This is a genomic window from Nocardioides phosphati, assembly GCF_014646375.1.
In the GTDB taxonomy this organism is placed as follows: Bacteria; Actinomycetota; Actinomycetes; order Propionibacteriales; family Nocardioidaceae; genus Nocardioides; species Nocardioides phosphati.
Window position 1 is genome coordinate 209124 of record NZ_BMNI01000001.1, and the last position, 19234, is coordinate 228357.

At 71.4% G+C, this 19234-nt stretch carries 22 protein-coding genes; 13 read left to right on the top strand and 9 right to left on the bottom strand.

The features are described from left to right. Positions 1-49: 49 nt before the first annotated feature. Positions 50-844: a class I SAM-dependent methyltransferase gene (locus IEX47_RS01025; protein WP_188782027.1), complete on the top strand. Its 795-nt coding sequence runs from the start codon at positions 50-52 to the stop codon at positions 842-844. On the opposite strand, the gene IEX47_RS01030 is transcribed toward IEX47_RS01025, so the two are convergent. Together IEX47_RS01030 and IEX47_RS01035 are read right to left on the bottom strand one after the other, a co-directional pair. Further along, the gene (locus IEX47_RS01030) at positions 809-1276 is read right to left on the bottom strand and encodes a GNAT family N-acetyltransferase (RefSeq protein WP_188782029.1); all 468 of its coding nucleotides are present in this window, start codon (positions 1274-1276) and stop codon (positions 809-811) included. The genes IEX47_RS01025 and IEX47_RS01030 overlap by 36 nt on opposite strands. Positions 1277-1387: 111 nt before the next feature. Then, complete coding sequence (locus tag IEX47_RS01035; protein ID WP_188782031.1) at positions 1388-2680, bottom strand: HNH endonuclease signature motif containing protein; 1293 nt, start codon at positions 2678-2680, stop codon at positions 1388-1390. Positions 2681-2786: 106 nt separating this feature from the next. Between IEX47_RS01035 and IEX47_RS01040 the strand changes: the two genes are divergently transcribed. Both IEX47_RS01040 and IEX47_RS01045 read left to right on the top strand, forming a co-directional pair. Next, entirely contained in the window at positions 2787-2978 is a 192-nt protein-coding gene (locus IEX47_RS01040) for a hypothetical protein (protein WP_188782033.1), read from the top strand. A 42-nt stretch (positions 2979-3020) separates the two neighbouring features. Then, the gene (locus IEX47_RS01045) at positions 3021-3404 is read left to right on the top strand and encodes a limonene-1,2-epoxide hydrolase family protein (protein ID WP_188782034.1); all 384 of its coding nucleotides are present in this window, start codon (positions 3021-3023) and stop codon (positions 3402-3404) included. Positions 3405-3444: 40 nt separating this feature from the next. Here IEX47_RS01045 and infA read toward each other — a convergent pair whose 3' ends face one another. Then, positions 3445-3678, bottom strand: a complete 234-nt coding sequence (gene infA / locus IEX47_RS01050) for a translation initiation factor IF-1 (RefSeq protein ID WP_188782037.1) — start codon at positions 3676-3678, stop codon at positions 3445-3447. A gap of 202 nt (positions 3679-3880) precedes the next feature. On the opposite strand from infA, the gene IEX47_RS01055 reads away from it, so the two are divergent. Continuing rightward, the gene (locus IEX47_RS01055) at positions 3881-4363 is read left to right on the top strand and encodes a DUF8821 family protein (RefSeq protein ID WP_188782039.1); all 483 of its coding nucleotides are present in this window, start codon (positions 3881-3883) and stop codon (positions 4361-4363) included. Positions 4364-4431: 68 nt separating this feature from the next. Here the strand turns inward: IEX47_RS01055 and IEX47_RS01060 are convergent, their stop codons facing one another. Continuing rightward, on the bottom strand, positions 4432-4635 hold the full coding sequence (locus tag IEX47_RS01060) for a cold-shock protein (protein WP_107698927.1): 204 nt from the start codon (positions 4633-4635) through the stop codon (positions 4432-4434). Positions 4636-4853: 218 nt separating this feature from the next. Next, positions 4854-5096, bottom strand: coding sequence for a hypothetical protein (locus IEX47_RS01065; RefSeq protein ID WP_188782040.1), 243 nt, complete (start codon positions 5094-5096; stop codon positions 4854-4856). A gap of 43 nt (positions 5097-5139) precedes the next feature. On the opposite strand from IEX47_RS01065, the gene meaB reads away from it, so the two are divergent. The 8 genes from meaB (at position 5140) to IEX47_RS01105 (ending at position 14124) form a co-directional block, all read left to right on the top strand. Continuing rightward, positions 5140-6135: a methylmalonyl Co-A mutase-associated GTPase MeaB gene (gene meaB / locus IEX47_RS01070; protein WP_188782042.1), complete on the top strand. Its 996-nt coding sequence runs from the start codon at positions 5140-5142 to the stop codon at positions 6133-6135. 186 nt (positions 6136-6321) lie between these two features. Beyond that, positions 6322-7404: a BMP family lipoprotein gene (locus tag IEX47_RS01075; RefSeq protein WP_188782044.1), complete on the top strand. Its 1083-nt coding sequence runs from the start codon at positions 6322-6324 to the stop codon at positions 7402-7404. 89 nt (positions 7405-7493) lie between these two features. Beyond that, the gene (locus IEX47_RS01080; RefSeq protein ID WP_229662523.1) at positions 7494-9011 is read left to right on the top strand and encodes an ABC transporter ATP-binding protein; all 1518 of its coding nucleotides are present in this window, start codon (positions 7494-7496) and stop codon (positions 9009-9011) included. Next, the gene (locus IEX47_RS01085) at positions 9011-10111 is read left to right on the top strand and encodes an ABC transporter permease (RefSeq protein ID WP_188782046.1); all 1101 of its coding nucleotides are present in this window, start codon (positions 9011-9013) and stop codon (positions 10109-10111) included. The genes IEX47_RS01080 and IEX47_RS01085 overlap by 1 nt, the downstream gene beginning before the upstream one ends. Then, positions 10108-11370, top strand: coding sequence for an ABC transporter permease (locus tag IEX47_RS01090; protein ID WP_188782048.1), 1263 nt, complete (start codon positions 10108-10110; stop codon positions 11368-11370). Before IEX47_RS01085 ends, IEX47_RS01090 begins: the two co-directional genes overlap by 4 nt. Next, positions 11370-11768 carry a cytidine deaminase gene (locus IEX47_RS01095; RefSeq protein WP_188782050.1) on the top strand — a complete coding sequence of 133 codons (399 nt, stop codon included), beginning with the start codon at positions 11370-11372 and terminating at the stop codon, positions 11766-11768. Before IEX47_RS01090 ends, IEX47_RS01095 begins: the two co-directional genes overlap by 1 nt. Further along, the gene (locus IEX47_RS01100) at positions 11765-13057 is read left to right on the top strand and encodes a thymidine phosphorylase (RefSeq protein WP_188782051.1); all 1293 of its coding nucleotides are present in this window, start codon (positions 11765-11767) and stop codon (positions 13055-13057) included. Before IEX47_RS01095 ends, IEX47_RS01100 begins: the two co-directional genes overlap by 4 nt. Continuing rightward, the gene (locus IEX47_RS01105) at positions 13054-14124 is read left to right on the top strand and encodes an adenosine deaminase (protein WP_188782053.1); all 1071 of its coding nucleotides are present in this window, start codon (positions 13054-13056) and stop codon (positions 14122-14124) included. Before IEX47_RS01100 ends, IEX47_RS01105 begins: the two co-directional genes overlap by 4 nt. Before the next feature lie 10 nt (positions 14125-14134). On the opposite strand, the gene IEX47_RS01110 is transcribed toward IEX47_RS01105, so the two are convergent. Both IEX47_RS01110 and deoC read right to left on the bottom strand, forming a co-directional pair. Then, positions 14135-14587, bottom strand: a complete 453-nt coding sequence (locus IEX47_RS01110) for a MaoC family dehydratase (RefSeq protein ID WP_188782055.1) — start codon at positions 14585-14587, stop codon at positions 14135-14137. Between the two features lie 59 nt (positions 14588-14646). Continuing rightward, positions 14647-15294: a deoxyribose-phosphate aldolase gene (gene deoC, locus IEX47_RS01115; RefSeq protein ID WP_229662622.1), complete on the bottom strand. Its 648-nt coding sequence runs from the start codon at positions 15292-15294 to the stop codon at positions 14647-14649. Positions 15295-15392: 98 nt separating this feature from the next. Here deoC and IEX47_RS01120 point away from each other — a divergent pair, with 98 nt between their 5' ends. Beyond that, positions 15393-17072, top strand: a complete 1680-nt coding sequence (locus IEX47_RS01120) for a phosphatidylglycerol lysyltransferase domain-containing protein (protein WP_188782058.1) — start codon at positions 15393-15395, stop codon at positions 17070-17072. Between the two features lie 15 nt (positions 17073-17087). Here the strand turns inward: IEX47_RS01120 and IEX47_RS01125 are convergent, their stop codons facing one another. Together IEX47_RS01125 and IEX47_RS01130 are read right to left on the bottom strand one after the other, a co-directional pair. Further along, positions 17088-18785, bottom strand: coding sequence for a phospho-sugar mutase (locus tag IEX47_RS01125; RefSeq protein WP_188782060.1), 1698 nt, complete (start codon positions 18783-18785; stop codon positions 17088-17090). Positions 18786-18794: 9 nt separating this feature from the next. Further along, the gene (locus IEX47_RS01130; protein WP_188782062.1) at positions 18795-19226 is read right to left on the bottom strand and encodes an SRPBCC family protein; all 432 of its coding nucleotides are present in this window, start codon (positions 19224-19226) and stop codon (positions 18795-18797) included. Positions 19227-19234: the final 8 nt, after the last annotated feature.

The window sequence follows — 19234 nt, forward strand, 5'->3', positions numbered from 1 at the left end:
GGCCGCCCGTCGTCGCATTTCCGGTTGCGCCTGCTGGTTCGATGGCGTCATGGGCAGCGAGGGGGCCATGCACGCGGACCGTGACCGTGCCGAGTCGTTCGGAGCGGTGGCCGAGCAGTACGAGCGCTACCGACCGGCGTACCCGGCAGAGCTGGTCGCGGACCTGCTGAGGGGCGATCCTGCGCGGGTGCTCGACGTCGGCGCCGGCACCGGGAAGGCGAGCCGACAGCTCGCCGGGCCCGGCCGGTCGCTGCTCTGCGTGGAGCCGGACCCGGCGATGGCGGCGGTGGCCCGCTCGTTCGGTCTCGACGTCGAGGTCTCCGCGTTCGAGACCTGGGAGCCGGCGGGGCGCGCGTTCGACCTCGTCGTGTGCGCGCAGGCGTGGCACTGGGTGGACCCGCAGGTCGGAGCCCCGAAGGTGGCGTCGGTCCTGTCGCCCGAGGGGCTCTTCGCCTGCTTCTGGAACGAAGCCCTCCCGCACCCGCTGCACGACGCCGTCGCGGAGGTCCAGCGGCGCATCGCGCCCGACCACGAGTTCGGCGTCGTCGATGTCGGCTCGAGCGAGGACCCGTACGCCGACGACCTCCGGCGCGCGGGCGTCTTCTCCGAGGTGGTGCTGAAGCGCTACGCCTGGGAGGACACGGTCACCGCCGCCGACTGGCTCGGGCGGCTGGCGACGAGGAGCGACTACCTCCGGCTGCCCGCCGGGACGCGGGCGGCGCTCCTCTCGGAGGTCGAGGCGGTCGTGGCGTCGTCCGCGCCGCTCCGCCTGCCGTTCGGGACCTATGCGATCTTCGCCCGGCGCCGCTCAGAGCAGGCGTTCGAACCAGACCTGATCACGTAGCGGAACACCGTCGATCTCGAGTCCGGACGGGTAGCCGTTGGCCGGGGTGAACACGTCTTGGACAACCCTGGTCATCCGGAAGCCACAGCGTTGGTAGAAGCGCAGGTTGCCGACGTCTGCGGTGGCCGTCGCCAGGATCAGCCGGCGTACCCCGACTGTGCGTGCCTCGGCGATGGCCCGCTCCAGCAGTGCCCGGCCAGCGCCCCGACCGCGCTGGGACTCGACCACGGCCGTGTTGGTGACCTCCCAGACCTCGCCTTCGCGCGGCACCGCGTGGAGATGGCCGATGATCACACCGCCAGCCGCGCGGGCAACCCACAACCTTCCGGAGTCGATGTAGGCGTCGATGAGGGCTTCTGAGTCATCAGCCTCGCGGAACGACCAGTCCAGGTCGCGGTGCGGGCCTGTGTACTCCTCGACGTTGAGGTCCATGAGTCTCCTCTCGCCCGCTCATCGGACGGGACGATGCGACATGCGACGCCGAGGTTGGAATCTACCCACACGTTCCATTCATGCCCCGGCCGAGCAGGCCAACGGCCCGGGTCAGACGATCCGCGTGCCGTTGGGCGTGACGAGGAAACGGTGACCGGCGGGGGAGCGCCAGAGGTAGTAGCCCGGATCGAGCATCAGGTAGCTCCAGCCGGCGTGGGTCTTGTGCCGGTGGTGGGTGCGGCAGCAGGCGGCGAGGTTGTCGGAGGACGTCTGGCCGGGCGGCCCATCGTCGTCGTACGGCGTAATGTGGTCGATGTCGGCGGAGTGCGCCGGCCGGTCGCAGAAGGGGAAGCGACAGGTGCCGTCGCGCGCCTCGACCTGGCGTCGGAGTCGGTCCGGGATCTCCCACTGGTCGACGCGGATGGTGGCGGTGGTGTCGATGACGGTGCGCAGCGAGATCTTGGCGCCGGGCCGCTGGAGCCACTCGCGGAGCCGGTCGAGCGTCATGAAGGAGCCGTTGCCGCCGGTGCCCTCCACGCGGGCGAGGCCGCCCGTGGGGGCGTCGGAAGCGGGGGAGGTGGTGAGGTCGTCGGCGTTGACGTGGACCTTCAGCTCGATGCCACCGCCGGTGCGTGCCGGGCGCTCGCCGGTCGCGAGGTCGAGGCGGAGGTCGTCGCGGGCCATCTCGCCGAGGGCGAGGGCGCGACGGGCGTCGAGGTCGAGCCCTTCGCCGACGCTGCCTTCGGTGCCGAGAGCGGCAGCACGCCGGGCGATCGCCCGCTCGAGATCGGCGGCATCGGCGTAGTCGAGCTCGCCCCAGATGTCGGTGGTGCCGTTGGTCGACATCTTCCCGAGGGCGACCTTCAGCGTGCGACCGTCCGGCCGCACGGGACCGTCCTCGGGCTGGTGGCCGGCGACGAACCGGACCCGGGCCTCCTCGAGCAGGCGCTGCAGCGACGCGTAGCCGATCCGGTGCGCGCGGTCGGCGACCCGCTCATCGACGTACGCCGCGCCCTCGGGTGGCAGCCCGCAGGTGAGGTGGGCGACCTGGCGGGCCCGCCAGACCTGGAGCGTGCCGGCCTCGACGCGTCGCCAGACCCGGGGGAGCCGGTGGCGGGTCTCGAGGGCGTCGCCGATCAGCGCGCGGCCGGCGTGGGTCGTCATGCCGAGGACCGCAGCGAACTCCGCGATGCAGAACTCCGCCACCTCGGGCGTGCCCTCGCCCGCGAGGGGGAGCGCCTTCTCGTCCCAGTCGCCGAGCGCGGGAGCGACGGAGTCGGCCGCGTGCTGGTCGGCCCAGGCGGCCGCAGCGGCGAAGAGATCGGCCTCGGCTCGGTCCGCCACGCGACGCTGCTCGCGCGCGAACGCAAGCAGGTCGGGAGCGGTGGCGGAAGCCGAGGTCATGCCTCGATTCTATCGAACATGCGTTCGATCAACAACCCGCGCGATTGATCTGTGGAGAACTGTTTGCGCAGGTCAGGGGCAGTTTGGCGCCCGCGGCAATGGGGGAGTGAGTGATGCGCAGACCGGCTTCGTGGCCCTCTACCGCTGGCGCGTCGACCCTGCGCGCGAGGCGGAGTGGCACCTCCCGGCCGGGGCCGATCCCCTCGAGGAGATCATGCAGGGCGCGGTGGACGAGACGTTCGAGCCGATCCTCCTGACTCCGGTCGGTGCCTTCTTCTCGCCGACTGACACCGACTGACACCGACTGACGCCGGCTACACCCGCGCCCTAGGCTGGCGTCATGGCCCCCACCTCGAGCACCCAGGTCGTGGAGTCGCTCTTCGCGGCCCTCGTCGCCAACGACGTCACGGGCGCCAACGCGCTGCTGGCCGACGACGTCGCGTGGCTCAACACCGGGCTGCCGACGGTTCGCGGCCGCGGCGTACGCCGGATCCTGGCGGCGCTGCCGAAGCTGCGGGTCAGGTTCGACGCCGTGGACCACGTCATCACCCACCAGATCGACGGCTCGGTCCGCTTCGACCGCCGCGACACCCTCAGCTGGGGCCCGTTCAGCACGACGTTCTTCGTGTCGGGCACCTTCGAGGTCCGTGACGGCAAGGTCCGCCGCTGGGACGACCGCTACCGGATGGGCGAGGTCCTCGGCGGCCTCTTCCGCCGCCGCTGACGCGCGGGCGACCGGAGCTGACCCCGCCCACCGGCAACCACTAGCTGCGGTAGCGGAAGACGATCCGCCCCCGGTCGAGGTCGTAGGGGCTCAGCTCGACCAGGACGCGGTCCTCGAGCACGATCTTGATGTAGTTCTTGCGGATCTTGCCGCTGATGTGGGCGAGCACGGTGTGGCCGTTGTCGAGCTCGACGCGGAACGTCGCGGCGCGCAGGCAGTCGACGACGCGGCCCTCGGCCTCGATGGTGCCGTGCTTCGTGGAGTGGAGATCCATGGCAGTGCCTCTCGGGAGTGCGTGGCACTCCGGGCGACACTGCGTCAGCCGGCCTCCCGTGACCTGAAGGGGAGTGCCCACGTGGGAATCGGGTTCACCGGGCTCACCTCCTCAGCTGCTGTCACGAACGCGCCGACGCTACGCCGTGGCGGTCGCGGCGTACAACGGGTTTTCTGTCGCTGCCGATCGCTAGGCTCGGGCCATGAGCCATGTCATCGACTTCGTGAACGTCTCCACCGCCGGCCTCGAGTCGTCGCCCGTGGCCGAGGCCCTGGCCGGCCTGCGCGCCAACGAGGCGCGCTACTTCACGAACAAGTACAAGATCGAGTACGCCACGGTGCCGGCGAGCGAGAAGCCCGACCTGGTGGCCTGGCTCGAGCGGATCCTCAAGGAGGAGCGCGGGCTGGAGTTCGCCTCGCCGATCCTCGAGGTGGCCGACGTGGTCGTCGAGGACGAGAAGGCCGGCACGATCACGTGGCCGGAGTTCTACTTCGAGTCGGGCCTGGTCATCAACGTGCTCTGGACGCAGGCCGAGGGCGGCAAGCGCGCGGTCGGCTTCAAGCTGTCGCAGGGCATGGACGTGCCGGCCGAGCTCGAGGCGGCGGGCTTCAAGTTCGCGCGTCAGAAGTCGAAGCTCGCCGGCGAGATCCGCGGCTCCTTCTTCGTGATCAAGGGCGACTACTGACCACGCGCACACGCTGCGAAATGTCGAAAGCCCCCGACCGCCGAAGCGGTCGGGGGCTTTCTACGCAATCAGATGGCGCGAACGTTCTCGGCCTGCGGACCCTTGGGGCCGGCGGCGAGGTCGAACTCGACCTTCTGGTTCTCGTCGAGCGACTTGAAGCCGTTGGACTGGATCGCGGAGAAGTGAACGAACACGTCCTCGCCGCCGCCGTCCTGAGCGATGAAGCCGAAGCCCTTGTCAGCGTTGAACCACTTGACGGTGCCCTGAGCCATGATCTGTTTCCTTTGTTTTTCGTGCCGGGGCGACGTGCCCCGGACCGCTGAAGACATCCACCTGTGCTGATGTCCAGCGAACCGAAAACCAGGAGTACGAGATACAAGCCGCACATCGTGAGCGGCCAGGACGGCTTTGCAGGGCCATCCCTTCAACAACCACCACGGTAGGGCATAGCGCAAGAAAATGCTGCTTCGGGGCGCGTCGCGGGCAAAAGTCAGTGCGGAGCGCGCTCCCGCGCCGTACGCACCGCGAGGACCAGCCAGCACAGGATCGCCACGGAGGAGAACGTCGCGGGCAGCAGGTGGCCGAGCATGACCGAGGCCGCTGTCGCGCAGCCGAAGGCGATCAGGTTGAGCACGACGTCGTAGACCGGGGCGACGAAGCGCTTGTTGACGACGTGCGCGAAGGCGATCACGACACCGCAGGCGAACGTCACCGACAGGAGGAGGCTGACCACGGCGAGAAGTCTGCCGGGTCGGTGGTCGACTAGCCTTGCCGCCGTGGATGACGCGGAGAAGGTGCAGCAGCTCGTCGACGGCGTACTCGCAGGTCAGCGGGCGTTGGTGAGCCGTGCGATCACGCTGGTCGAGTCGCGCAAGCCGGCCCACCGCGTGATGGCCCGTGAGCTGCTCGCCCAGCTCACGCCGCACGCCGGCAAGGCGATCCGCGTCGGCATCTCCGGCGTCCCCGGCGTGGGCAAGTCCACGACGATCGAGGCGCTGGGCACGCACCTGACCGCCGCGGGCCACAAGGTCGCGGTGCTCGCAGTCGACCCGAGCTCGGTCCGTACCGGCGGCTCCGTGCTCGGCGACAAGACCCGCATGATGCGGCTCGCCGTCGACCCCGACGCCTACATCCGCCCGTCGCCGTCCGAGGGCACGCTCGGCGGCGTCGCCCGCACCACCGCCCAGGCGATGACCATCGTCGAGGCCGCCGGGTACGACGTGGTGCTGGTCGAGACCGTCGGCGTCGGGCAGTCGGAGGTGACGGTCGCCGGCATGGTCGACACGTTCCTCTTCCTGACGATCGCGCGCACGGGCGACCAGCTCCAGGGCATCAAGAAGGGCATTCTCGAGATCGCCGACGTGATCGGCGTCAACAAGGCCGACGACGGCGAGCAGGAGATCGCGGCCAAGGCTGCTGCGCGCGAGCTCGGCGGCGCCCTGCGGCTCGTGCGCGGCAGTGCCGGCGCTCCGCCGGTGGTCACCTACTCGGGCCTCCACGACAAGGGTCTCGACCTGCTCTGGGCCGAGGTCGAGAAGCACCAGGAGAAGCTCGGCGCCGAGGGCCTCGCGGCCAAGCGGGCCGACCAGCAGCTCGAGTTCACCTGGGCGCTCGTGCGCGACGAGCTCGAGCAGCGGCTGCGCAACAGCGCGCGGGTGAAGACGGAGCGCGAGGAGATCAGCCGGCTGGTGCGGGAGGGCGCGATCAACGCCCCGGAGGCCGCCGACCGGATCCTCGCCGCCTACGACGGGGAAGCGTCCGGACAGGGCTGAGACAGGGCGGCGACAGGGCGGCGACAGCGCGGCGACGGCGCTGTGACAGGGCGCGGCCCAGCGCTGATGCGTCCGGTTTGCTGCGACTTGGTAACGACTTGGTGCGCGGTCGGCTCGCTGCGCTGACGCGTCGGTAGCGTGCGCTGCATGCGCCGATCCGCGGCGCCAAAAACAGGAGGAGCAGTCTTGCGAAACGTCAGCAAGATCGCTGCGGTGGGACTCGTCGCGTCCCTCGCGCTGACCGGTTGTGGCAAGAAGCACGAGGACACCGCGTCCTCGGGTTCCAAGGACGTCTGCAGCGGCTTCAAGGACAGCAGCCCGGTCAAGCTCGCCATCGCGTTCGACGTCGGCGGCCGGGGTGACCACTCCTTCAACGACGCTGCCTACGCGGGTGCCGAGAAGGCCGTCAGCGACCTCGGTGCCAGCTGCATCGACGCGCAGGCGACCGTCGGCGAGACCGACGCGCAGCGCGCCGACCGGCTCAAGCAGCTCGCGGACAAGGGCGCCACCGCCATCGTCGGTGTCGGCTACCTCTACTCCACGGCGGTCAACCAGGTCGCCCAGCAGTACCCCAAGGTCAACTTCCTCGTGGTCGACGGCTACGACCCCGACAAGAACGCCAACGCCAACGTCGCGTACGACGCGTTCGCGCCGCAGGAGTCGTCGTACCTCGCGGGTGTGGCTGCTGCCCTCAAGACCAAGACCAAGAACGTCGGCGTCATCGGCGCGGTACCGGGCGCGGTCATCGACCCGTTCATGGCGGGCTACAAGGCGGGCGTCCACGCGGTCGACCCGAAGATCGAGGTCCAGTCGAAGTACATCGTCCAGAGCGGTGACAAGGGCTTCAACGACCCGACGGACGCCAAGCAGATCGCGCAGCAGATGCTCGACAACGGCGCCGACGTGATCTTCCACGCCGCGGGCCTCTCCGGTGCGGGTCTCTTCGAGGCCGTGGCCGCTGCCGGCGACGGCAAGTGGGCCATCGGTGTCGACGGTGACCAGTACGGCTCGGCGACCAAGGAGGAGCAGCCGCACATCCTGACCTCCGCCCTGAAGCGGGTCGACACGGGTGTCTACGACTTCGCCGCCTCCGTCAAGGACGGCAAGCCGCAGTCGAGCTACGTCACCTACAACCTCAAGAACGACGGCGTCGCGCTCTCCTACAGCGGTGGCTTCCTCGACGACGTCAAGTCGAAGATCGACGCCTACGCGACCAAGATCGAGAACGGCCAGATCAAGGTCCCGACGGATCCCAAGACCGTCAAGTGACCCAGTAGCAGTTGACGCAGTAGCGAGGGCGGGGCTCGGGAGTAGGTTGCTCCCGGGCCCCGTCACCGCGTCAGTGGAGGAGAGAGACCTTGGTCGCCACGCAGACCGCGGCTGCACCCCTGATCGAGCTTCGCGGGATCGGCAAGCGGTTCCCCGGCGTCGTCGCCAACCACGACGTCGACGTCACCATCCGCCCCGGCACGGTCCACGCGCTGGTCGGTGAGAACGGCGCCGGCAAGTCGACCCTCATGAAGATCCTGTACGGCGTGCAGCGGCCCGACGACGGCGCGATCGTCGTCGACGGCACCGACAAGGTCTTCCGCTCGCCGAGCGACGCCATCGCGGTCGGCATCGGCATGGTCTTCCAGCACTTCATGCTCGCCGACAACCTCACCGTCCTCGAGAACTGCGTGCTCGGGGCGGAGAAGCTGCACGGCATCGGCGGCAGGGCGCGGCGTACGTTCGTCGACCTGTGCGCGCGCTTCGGCTTCGACCTCGACCCCGACGTGCTGGTCGAGGAGCTCGGCGTCGCGGCCCGGCAGCGCCTCGAGATCGTCAAGGTCCTCTACCGCGGCGCGAAGGTGATCATCCTCGACGAGCCGACCGCCGTGCTGGTGCCGCAGGAGGTCGACGCGCTCTTCGACAACCTCCGCGACCTGCGCGCGAGCGGCCACTCGCTCCTCTTCATCTCCCACAAGCTCGACGAGGTCCTCGCGATCTCCGACGACATCACCGTGATGCGCCGCGGCACGACCGTCGGCCACGCCGACCCCGCGACGGCGACCAAGCGCCAGCTCGCCGAGCTGATGGTCGGCAGCGAGCTGCCGTCGCCCGAGACCGCGGAGTCCACCGTCCAGGAGACCGTGATGCTCCGCCTCGACGACGTGAGCCTGGTCGAGGGGGAGCGGGCTGTGCTCGACGCGATCTCCTTCGCCATCCACAAGGGCGAGGTCCTCGGCATCGCCGGGGTCGAGGGCAACGGGCAGACCGAGCTCGTCGAGGTGATCATGGGCCTGGCGCACGCCACCTCCGGCACGATCACGCTCGACGGCGAGGACATCACGGCGTACACCACGAGGGCGCGGCGCGAGGCCGGCATCGGCTACGTCCCCGAGGACCGCCATCGCCACGGCCTGCTGCTCGACGCGCCCCTGTGGGAGAACCGCATCCTCGGCCACCAGACCCGCCGCCCCAGCGCCCGCGGGCCGTGGATCGACCGCGCCGGCGCCCGTCAGGACACCGAGCGCATCGTCGAGCAGTACGACGTGCGCACACCGTCGATCGACACCAACGCGCGTGCGCTCTCCGGCGGCAACCAGCAGAAGCTGATCGTCGGCCGCGAGATGTCCGGCGACCCCGTGCTGCTGATCGCCTCGCACCCCACCCGCGGCGTCGACGTGGGCGCCCAGGCAGCCATCTGGGACCACATCCGCGAGGCCCGCCGTGCCGGGCTCGCGGTCCTCGTCATCTCGGCCGACCTCGACGAGCTGATCGGCCTCTCCGACACGATCGAGGTGATCCTCCGCGGACGCCTCGTCGGCACCTTCGACCCCGCCACGGTGACGCCCGCCGAGCTCGGCGCCGCCATGACCGGAGGTCACGACTGATGGAGCATCCCGTGCGGGTCCTGAAGCAGGCCGGTGTCGCGCTGCTGGCGCCTGCGGTCGCCGTCGCGGTGGCCGTCGTCGCCACCTCGCTCGTCATCCTCGTCTCCGGCAGCCAGTCCGGCATCGGCGACTTCTGGAGCGTCATGCTCGGCGCTCCCGAGCACCAGACGATCGTCAACATCGTCAACCTCGGCGTGGAGCTCTACATCGCGGCGGTCGCCGCCGCGATCGGCTTCCGCATGGGGCTCTTCAACATCGGCGTCGAGGGGCAGTACGGCCTGGCGGCGTACGTCGCGGCGGTCTTCGCGGGCGGGATGTTCCTGCCCGGCCCGCTCAACATCATCGTGGCGACGGTGCTCGCGATGGTCGTGGGCGCCGCGTGGGCCGGCATCGCGGCGCTGCTCAAGGTCTACCGCGGCGTCAGCGAGGTGATCACGACGCTGATGCTCAACGCGATCGCGCCGATCATCGTCACCCACTTCCACAACAAGTACGGCGAGCAGACCGGCTACGACATCCGGACGACGCCGCTGACCGGGTCGAGCACGGTGGCGGGCTGGGCGCCGTACGGTGCCAACGGGGGCGAGATCTGGACCCTCGGGCTGCTCGCGGTCGTCGTGGGCGTCGGGTTCTGGCTGCTGCTCAACCGCACCCGCCTCGGCTTCGACCTGCGCGCCACCGGCCTCTCGCCGAGCGCCGCCTCGGCGAGCGGCGTGAGCGCGAAGAAGATGGTGATCGTCGCGATGCTGCTCTCCGGTGCGGTCGCCGGCCTGGTCTGGATCCCCGACCTCTTCGGCCACGCGCACACCTACTCCGACGCGAGCTTCGCGGGCGGCCTCGGCTTCACCGGCCTCGCCGTCGCGCTGCTCGGCCGCAACCGTGCGGGCGGCATGGCCTTCGGCGCGCTCCTCTTCGCCTGGCTGACGTCGCAGTCCGACGCGCTCCAGATCGACACCGACATCGCCCCGCAGATCGTCGAGATCACCCAGGGCATCTGCGTGCTGGCGGTGGTGGTGGCCTACGAGCTGGTCCACCGCTACCGGGCCCGCTCCGAGCAGAAGGCGGTCGCTGAGGCCGTCCCCGAGGCGGTGGCGGCATGACCACGATGACTCCTTCGACCGTGCTGGCGAAGGCGGCCGGCGGCCGTCGCGTCCTCGGCCTCTCGCCGCTCACGTGGCTCTTCGTCCTCTCCGGCCTCGTCGTCGTGCCCTTCGTGCGCCTGGCCACCGACTCGTCGCCCCTGACCGCCACGACGACCTTCACCGCCGCGATCCTGTCGACGTGCCCGATCGCGCTGGCCGCGCTCGGCGGTGTCTGGTCCGAGCGTGCGGGTGTGGTCAACATCGGCCTCGAGGGCCAGATGCTGCTCGGCACGTGGGGTGCGGCGTACTTCAACTGGTACTACGGCGCGTGGGCGGGCCTCATCGGCGGCATCGCGCTCGGCGTCATCGGCGGCCTGCTCCACGCGGTCGCGACGATCACGTTCGGTGTCGACCAGATCGTCTCCGGTGTCGCGGTCAACATCATCGCGGCGGGTGCGGTGGAGTTCCTCTCCAAGACCTACTTCAGCGACATCACGCCCAACGGCGGTCCCCGCAACCTCTCGGGGCTCTACGCGCTACCGACGCTCAACGTCGGAGGGCTCGACGGCTGGCTGGCCGACCTCAACGCGAAGCACTGGTTCCTCGTCTCCGACCTGGCCGGCCTGCTCGGTGCACTGGTCAGCCACATCTCCGTCGTCTCGCTGCTCGTCATCGGCGTGGCCGTGCTGAGCTGGTGGCTGCTGCGGCGTACGACGTTCGGGCTGCGGCTCCGCTCGTGCGGCGAGAACCCGGCGGCGGCCGAGTCGCTCGGCGTGAGCGTCTACCGCTACAAGTACGTCGCGGTGCTGGTCTCCGGCGGCCTGGCCGGCCTCGGCGGTGCCTACCTGTCGACGGTCGCGTCCTCGACCTTCACGGTCGGGCAGACGCAGGGCCGCGGCTACATCGGCCTCGCCGCGATGATCTTCGGCAACTGGAACCCCTTCGGCGCGCTCGGCGCCAGCGCCCTCTTCGGCTACGCCGACGCGCTCCGCCTGCGCAGCGCCTCGTCGCTCCACTCCCTGCTGCTCCTGCTCGCCATCGGGCTGGTGCTGCTGACGCTGTGGCGGCTCTGGCAGCGGCGGATCCGCTCGGCGGTCACCAACGGCGTGATCGGCGTGGGCTTCCTGCTGTGGTTCCTGCTCACCGACACGATCCCCGACGACCTGGGCGGCATGACGCCGTACCTCGTGACGCTGCTGGTCCTGTCGCTGGCGTCGCAGAGCCTGCGGATGCCGGCGGCCGACGGTCAGCCCTACCGCAAGGGATCGGCGGGCTGATGGCCGACTGGGACGCCCTCAGGGCTGCCGCGGTCGACGTCATGGCACGCGCCTACGCGCCGTACTCCGGCTACCGGGTGGGCGCTGCCGCGCTCGTCGACGACGGCCGCACGGTCGTGGGCTGCAACGTCGAGAACGCGTCGTACGGCGTGACGCTCTGCGCCGAGTGCGGGCTCGTGTCGGCGCTCCACGCCAGCGGTGGCGGGCGGCTCACCCACTTCGTCTGCGTCAACGGCGACGGCGACCTGATCACCCCCTGCGGCCGCTGCCGCCAGCTGCTCATGGAGAACGGCGGACCGCAGCTGCAGGTGCTGCTCGGCCGCGGCCCGGTGCCGCTCGACGCCCTCCTGCCCGACGCGTTCGGGCCCCACGACCTGGACGACCTGGAGAACCGATGACCCCCGCACAGCACGACGCGATCGAGGTGATCATCGCCAAGCGCGGTGGCGCCGCCCTCACCGACAGCCAGATCGACTGGGTGATCGACGCCTACACGCGCGGCGTCGTCGCCGACGAGCAGATGTCCGCGCTGGCCATGGCGATCCTGCTCAACGGCATGACCCGTCCCGAGATCGCCCGCTGGACCGCCGCGATGATCGCGTCGGGGGAGCGGATGGCGTTCGACGGCCTGCCGCTGCCGACCGCCGACAAGCACTCCACCGGCGGTGTCGGCGACAAGATCACCCTCCCGCTCGCGCCGCTCGTCGCGGCCTGCGGCGTCGCGGTGCCGCAGCTCTCGGGCCGCGGCCTGGGCCACACCGGGGGCACGCTCGACAAGCTCGAGTCGATCCCCGGCTGGCGGGCGACGTTGTCCAACGACGAGATGTTCGCGCAGCTGCGCGACGTCGGCGCCGTCATCTGCGCCGCGGGCGACGGCCTCGCGCCGGCGGACAAGAAGCTCTACGCCCTGCGCGACGTGACCGGCACGGTCGAGGCGATCCCGCTGATCGCCTCGTCGATCATGAGCAAGAAGATCGCCGAGGGCACCGGCTCGCTGGTGCTCGACGTCAAGGTCGGCACCGGCGCCTTCATGAAGACCCTCGCCGACGCGCAGGAGCTGGCCCGGACGATGGTCGACCTCGGCACCGACGCCGGCGTCACCACCGTCGCGCTGCTCACCGACATGTCCACCCCGCTCGGGCTCACCGCCGGCAACGCGATCGAGGTCGCCGAGTCGGTCGAGGTCCTCGCCGGCGGCGGTCCCGCGGACGTCGTGGAGCTGACCCTGGCGCTCGCCCGGGAGATGCTGCGTGGCGCCGGCCGTGAGCACGTCGACCCCGCCGACGTGCTCGCCAGTGGCAAGGCGATGGACGTCTGGAACGCCATGATCCGTGCCCAGGGCGGTGACCCGGTCGCGGCGCTGCCGGTCGCGCGGGAGTCGCACGTCGTGGCCGCTCCGTCCTCCGGCGTGCTGACCGGTCTCGATGCGATGGCGGTCGGCCTCGCGGCCTGGCGCCTCGGCGCCGGCCGGGCCCGCAAGGAGGACCCGGTGCAGGCCGGGGCCGGTGTCGTCTGGCACGCCCGCCCCGGCGACACCGTGACGGCGGGGCAGCCGCTGCTCACGCTGCTCACCGACGACGAGTCGCGGTTCGAGCGCGCGCTGGCCTCCCTCGACGGCGGCTACGACATCGCACCCACCGGCACGGCCTTCGAGCCGACGCCGCTGCTTCTCGACCGGATCGGATGACCGCCGTGCTCACCTTCGACGAGATCCGGGCGCTGCCCAAGGTGGTCCTCCACGACCACCTCGACGGCGGCCTGCGTCCCGCGACGATCATCGACATCGCCACCGAGATCGGGCACCCCCTGCCGACGGCCGACCCGGTCGCGCTGGGGGAGTGGTTCCGCGACAACGCCACCTCGGGCTCCCTCGTCCGCTACCTCGAGGGCTTCGAGCACACGATCGCGGTCATGCAGACCCCGGACCACCTGCGCCGGATCGCGCGCGAGGCCGTCGAGGACCTCGTCGACGACGGCGTGGTCTACGCCGAGCTGCGCTACGCACCCGAGCTCTTCGTGCAGCAGGGCATGACGATGGACGAGGTCGTCGGGGCGGTGCAGGAGGGCCTCGACGCAGGCGTCGCGGACGCGGCCGCAGCTGGTCGCCCGATCGTGGTGCGCCAGCTGCTGACGGCGATGCGGCAGGCAGCGCGGGGCATCGAGGTCGCGAGGCTGGCGGTCGCGTGGCGCGACCGCGGGGTCGCCGGCTTCGACATCGCGGGGCCGGAGGACGGCTTCCCGCCGACGCGCTTCCTCGACGCCTTCGAGTACCTCGCCCAGGAGAACATGCGGATCTCCATCCACGCGGGTGAGGCGTTCGGGCTGCCCTCGATCTGGGAGGCCGTGCACCCTTGTGGCGCGGACCGGCTGGGCCACGGCGTACGCATCATCGAGGACGTCTCGTTCTCGGACGACGGCGCCGCGCTCGGCACCCTTGCGGCGTACGTCCGTGACCGGCGGATCCCGCTGGAGATCTGCCCGACCTCCAACGTGCAGACCGGCGCCGCGGCGTCGATCGCGGAGCACCCGTTCGGCCGGCTCGCGGAGCTCGGCTTCCGGGTCACGATCAACACCGACAACCGGCTGATGTCGGCCACCTCGATGACGCAGGAGATGGCGCTGCTCGTCGAGGCGTTCGGCTACACGCGCGCGGACCTGGCGAAGTTCACCGTCAACGCAATGAAGTCGGCGTTCCTGCCGTTCGACGAGCGGATCACGCTGATCGACGACGTGATCAAGCCCGGCTACCGCTGAGGCGCGAGCCTCAGCGCATCAGGAGGACGACGGTCTCGGCGACGCAGGCGGGCTTGTCGCCGCCCTCGATCTCGATCGTGTGCTGGAACGTCGCGCGCAGGCCCGTGCTGGTCTCGTCGACGGCACCGAGCTTCACGCTCAGCCGGATGTCGGAGCCGACCGGCACGGGTGCCGCGAAGCGGACCTTGTTGAGGCCGTAGTTGAGCTTGGCGCCCGGGGTGGCGAGCTTGAAGATCTGCGAGCCGAGCCACGGGATCAGCGAGAGCGTGAGGTAGCCGTGGGCGATGGTGCCGCCGAAGGGACCCGTCTTGGCGCGGTCGACGTCGACGTGGATCCACTGGTGGTCCCCGGTCGCGTCGGCGAACTGGTCGACACGCTTCTGGTCGATCGTGACCCAGTCGCTGGAGCCGAGCTCGGTGTTGGCGGCCGCGGCCACCTCTTCCAGGGTGCTGAAGACGCGCATGGAACCTCTCCTCGTCGCTGAGAACTCTCGACCGAACCTAGCGCCTGAGGCGGCGCGCGTCAGTAGGAACCGGTCGGCGTGGTGCCGTCGAGCAGGGCGCGGCTGCCGGACACGCCGAGGCGGGTGGCGCCGGCGGCGATCATCGCCTCCGCCTGCTCGAACGTGCGGACGCCGCCGGAGGCCTTGACCTCGGCGCGGTCGCCGACGGTCTCCTTCATCAGGCGTACGGCGTCGACGGTCGCGCCGCCCGCCGGGTGGAAGCCCGTGGAGGTCTTCACGAAGTCCGCGCCCGCGTCGACCGCCGCCACGCAGCACGCCACGATCTCGTCGTCGTTCAACGCGGCTGACTCGATGATCACCTTGAGCACGGTCGGCGAGGGGGCAGCCGCACGCACGGCAGCGATGTCGCGCTGCACGTGGTCGTAGCGCCCCTCCTTCGCCGCGCCGATGTCGATGACCATGTCGATCTCGTCGGCACCGTCACGCACGGCCTGGGCCGCCTCGACTGCCTTGACCGTGGCGTCGTGCTTGCCGCTGGGGAAGCCGCAGACCGCGGCGACCTTGAGGTCGGCGTTCTCCGGGACCGGGATCGGGAGCATGCTCGGGGACACGCAGACCGCGTAGGTGCCGAGGTCGAGGGCCTCGGTGATGAGCGCCTCGACGTCGGCCCGGGTCGCCTCCGGCTTCAGCAGGGTGTGGTCGATCATCCGGGCAACGGCTACGCGGTCGAGGCTGGTCACCGGGTCAGCATAGGCTGCGCTCCGGTCGCCCCCGGTCCTGGAGGGGCAGTGCTCCGGAGGTCCACATGTGGCAGACCCTGCGCCAGCCCCGGTGGGTGGCCCGGGTGGTCTGGGTGATCGGCGTCGTCTCGCTCGTGAGCGCCCTGCTGCCGTCGATGCGCGAGCGCCTCGTCCTCGTCGACGACGTCGTGCCCGCGGTCTTCCCGGCCGCCGCGACGACCGGCGCAGCAGCCATCGGCACGCTCCTCATCCTGCTCGCCGGCGCCCTGCGCCGGGGCAAGTACCGCGCCTGGCTCGTCGCGCTCGTCGCCTCCCTGCTCGCCGTGGTCGCCCACGTCGTGAAGGGCCTCGACGTCGAGGAGGCCACGCTCTGCCTCCTGCTCGCCGGCTACCTCGTCGCCGTGCGCGGTGAGTTCACCGCGCGGCCCGACCCGCGGTCGGGCCGCCGCCTCGCGCGGGTCCTCCTCGTCGGTCCCGTGCTGGCCACGGTGCTCGGCTTCCTGTGGCTGACGGTCGACACCGACGGCCACCAGGCGGGCAGCACGTGGCTCGACCGCCTCGCGCATGCAGCGCTCGGCCTGGTCGGCATCCCCGGGCCGATGGACTTCACCAGCCAGGAGTACGCCGGCCACGCCGCCGTCGGTCTCGTCGTCCTGGGGGCGTCGGTGCTGATCGTGGCCCTGCTCGTCGCGCTCGAGCCCGCCGGTGGCCCGCACCCCGCCGACCCGGAGGAGTGCGCGCGGCTCCGGGCGATGCTCGACCGGTGGGGTGGCGAGGACTCGCTCGGCTACTTCGCCACCCGCGACGACCGCTGCGTGCTCTTCTCCGCGAGCGGCAAGGCGGCGCTGACCTACCGCGTCATCGGCGCGGTCTCGCTCGCTGCCGGCGACCCGATCGGCGACCCCGAGGCCTGGCCGGCGGCGATCGAGGCGTGGCTCGCGGAGGCGAAGGCCTACGGCTGGACGCCGGCCGTGCTCGGGGCCTCCGAGCCCGGCGCCCGCGCCTTCCACCGCAGTGGCCTGGACGTGCTCGAGCTGGGCGACGAGGCGATCGTCGACGCGACGACCTTCACGCTCGAGGGGCGCTCGATGCGCGGCGTACGCCAGGCGGTCTCCCGCTGCACCCGCGGCGGCATCTCGGTCAGCGCGCACCGCGTCGCCGACCTCTCCCCGGAGGAGGTCGCGGACATCCGCCACCGCGCCGACGCGTGGCGCGACGGCGAGGTCGAGCGGGGCTTCTCGATGGCGCTGGGCCGCTTCGGCGAGGAGCGTGACCCCGCGACGGTGGTCGTGCTGGCGCGCGACGCCAGCGGTGAGCTCGTCGGCCTGCTCCACTTCGTGCCGTGGGGCCGCGACGGCGTCTCGCTCGACCTGATGCGCCGCGACCGCGCCAGCGAGAACGGCGTCATCGAGGCCATGGTCGCCGGCCTGATGGCGGCCGCCCCCACCCTCGGCGTACGCCGGGTCTCGCTCAACTTCGCCGTCTTCCGCTCGGTCTTTGCCCGGGGCGAGCGGCTCGGCGCCGGTCCCGTGCTGCGGCTGTGGCGGTCGGTGCTGCTGGCCGCCTCGAAGTTCTGGCAGATCGAGTCGCTCTACCGGGCCAACGCGAAGTACCACCCCGACTGGGAGCCGCGGTACCTCTGCTTCCGGTCCTCCTCGGACCTGCCGCGTGTGGGTGTCGCGGCGCTGCGTGCGGAGGCGTTCCTGGTGGAGCCGGCCTGGCTGCAGCGTCTGCGCGGTCACTGAGGCCGCGGGGAAGAGTCAGAGGCCGAGGGCCACGGCCAGGTCGTCGCGCACGGCGTCGAGCCGTCCCACGGCACCGATGCGCGCTGCCGCGACGGCCTCGGTAACCGGCTGGGCGGCGTCGACCGGCACGACCACCTCGAGGTACGCCTTGAGCTTGGGCTCGGTGCCGCTGGGCCGCACGATCACGCGACCGCCGTCAGCGAGCCGGTAGCGCAGGCCGTCGGTCGGCGGCAGCCCGTCGACGCCCTCGCTGAGGTCCTCGGCGCTCTCGACGGCGAAGCCACCGAGGCTCGTCGGGGGAGCCGCTCGCAGCCGCCCCATCGCCGCGCCGATCAGCGAGAGGTCGCTGACCCGGACCGAGAGCTGGTCGGTGGCGTGCAGGCCGTGGGCGGCGGCGATCTCGTCGAGGCGGTCGAGCAGCGTGCGGCCGGCGGCCTTCTCCAGGGCCGCGAGCTCGACGATGCGCAGGAGCGCGGAGACGCCGTCCTTGTCCTTCACGCGCGCGGGGTCGACGCAGTAGCCGAGCGCCTCCTCGTAGCCGAAGGCGAGGTCCTCGGCACGGGCGATCCACTTGAAGCCGGTCAGCGTCTCCTCGAAGCGCTGGCCGTGGGCCGCCGCCAGCCTCCCGAGCAGCGACGAGCTGACGATCGAGCAGGCGTAGGTGCCCGGCACGCCGCGGCGCAGCAGGAAGTCCGCGAGCAGCGCGCCCACCTCGTCGCCCCGCAGCATCCGCCAGCCGAGGGCGTGCTGGTCCGACGGCGGGCAGGGCACGGCCACTGCGCAGCGGTCGGCGTCGGGGTCGTTGGCGACGACCAGGTCGGCGCCCTTCTCCACCGCGAGGGCCATCGCGGCGTCCATGGCCCCCGGCTCCTCGGGGTTGGGAAAGGCCACGGTCGGGAAGGTCGCATCGGGCTCGAACTGCGACGCCACCACGTGCGGCTCGGGGAAGCCCGCGAGCCGCATGACCCGGCGTACGGGCTCGCCACCGACGCCGTGCAGCGGGGTGTAGACGGTGGTGATGTCGCGCGGTCCACAGGTGTCGACGAGGGCGCTGGTGGCCGCGAGCCAGGCGGTGTAGACGCTGTCGTCGAGTGTCTCGCCGGCCTCCCCGCGCGGGACGTCGGAGAGCGGGCCCACCGCCGCGATGTGGGCGGCGATCTCCGCATCGGCGGGCGGCACGATCTGGCTGCCGTCGCCGAGGTAGACCTTGTAGCCGTTGTCCTGCGGCGGGTTGTGGCTGGCGGTGACCATCACGCCCGCGACCGCGCCGAGCTTGCGGACGGCGAAGGCGAGCACGGGCGTGGGGAGCGGACGGGGGAGCACGAGCGCCCGCAGGCCGGCACCGGTCATCACCTCGGCGGTGTCGCGGGCGAAGACGTCGGAGTTGCGGCGGGCGTCGTAGCCGATGACGACGGCGTCGTCGCCGGTCGCCCCCTTCTCCTTCAGGTACGCCGCGAGGCCGGCCGCCGCGCGGGTGACGACGACGCGGTTCATCCGGTTGGGGCCGGCACCGAGGGCCCCGCGCAGGCCCGCCGTGCCGAACTCGAGCGTGCCGCGGAAGGCGTCCGCGAGGTCGGTGTGGTCGCCCCCGCCGGTGACCGCGGCGATGGCGGCGTCGAGCTCCGCGCGCGTCTCCTCGTCGGGGTCCTCCGCCACCCAGGCGCGGGCCTGGTCGAGGAGGTCGGAGAGCTCGGGGGAGAGGTCGGCAGCCATGTCCCGACGCTAGCGCGCCAGGTGCCGCTCGAGGCCCGCCCTGGCGCCCTCCAGCATCACGTGATGGTTCCAGTTGAGCAGCGGCCGGGCGACGTACGACCCCAGGCTGAGAAGGCGCCCCCGGACCACGACCTCCTGCTCGAAGTGGACGCGGCAGCCGTCCTCCTCCGGGACCACCCGCCAGCGCACCCAGCCGTCGAGGTCGCCGGTGACACGCGACTCCAGCACCTCCGGCGTACGACGGAGCAGGCCGATGCGGAGCTCGAGCGTGTAGGGGAGGGCGGACCGGCAGAGCACGACGCCCTCGTCCTCGCCGAGCTTGAGGCAGGCGACGACCTGCGGCCACCACGAGGGGTAGTGCTCGACGTCCTCGAGCACGCCGTGGACCACCGCCGGGGCGTGCGGCAGCCGCCAGTCGGCGGCGAACTCGTAACGGCGCATGGCGTGGG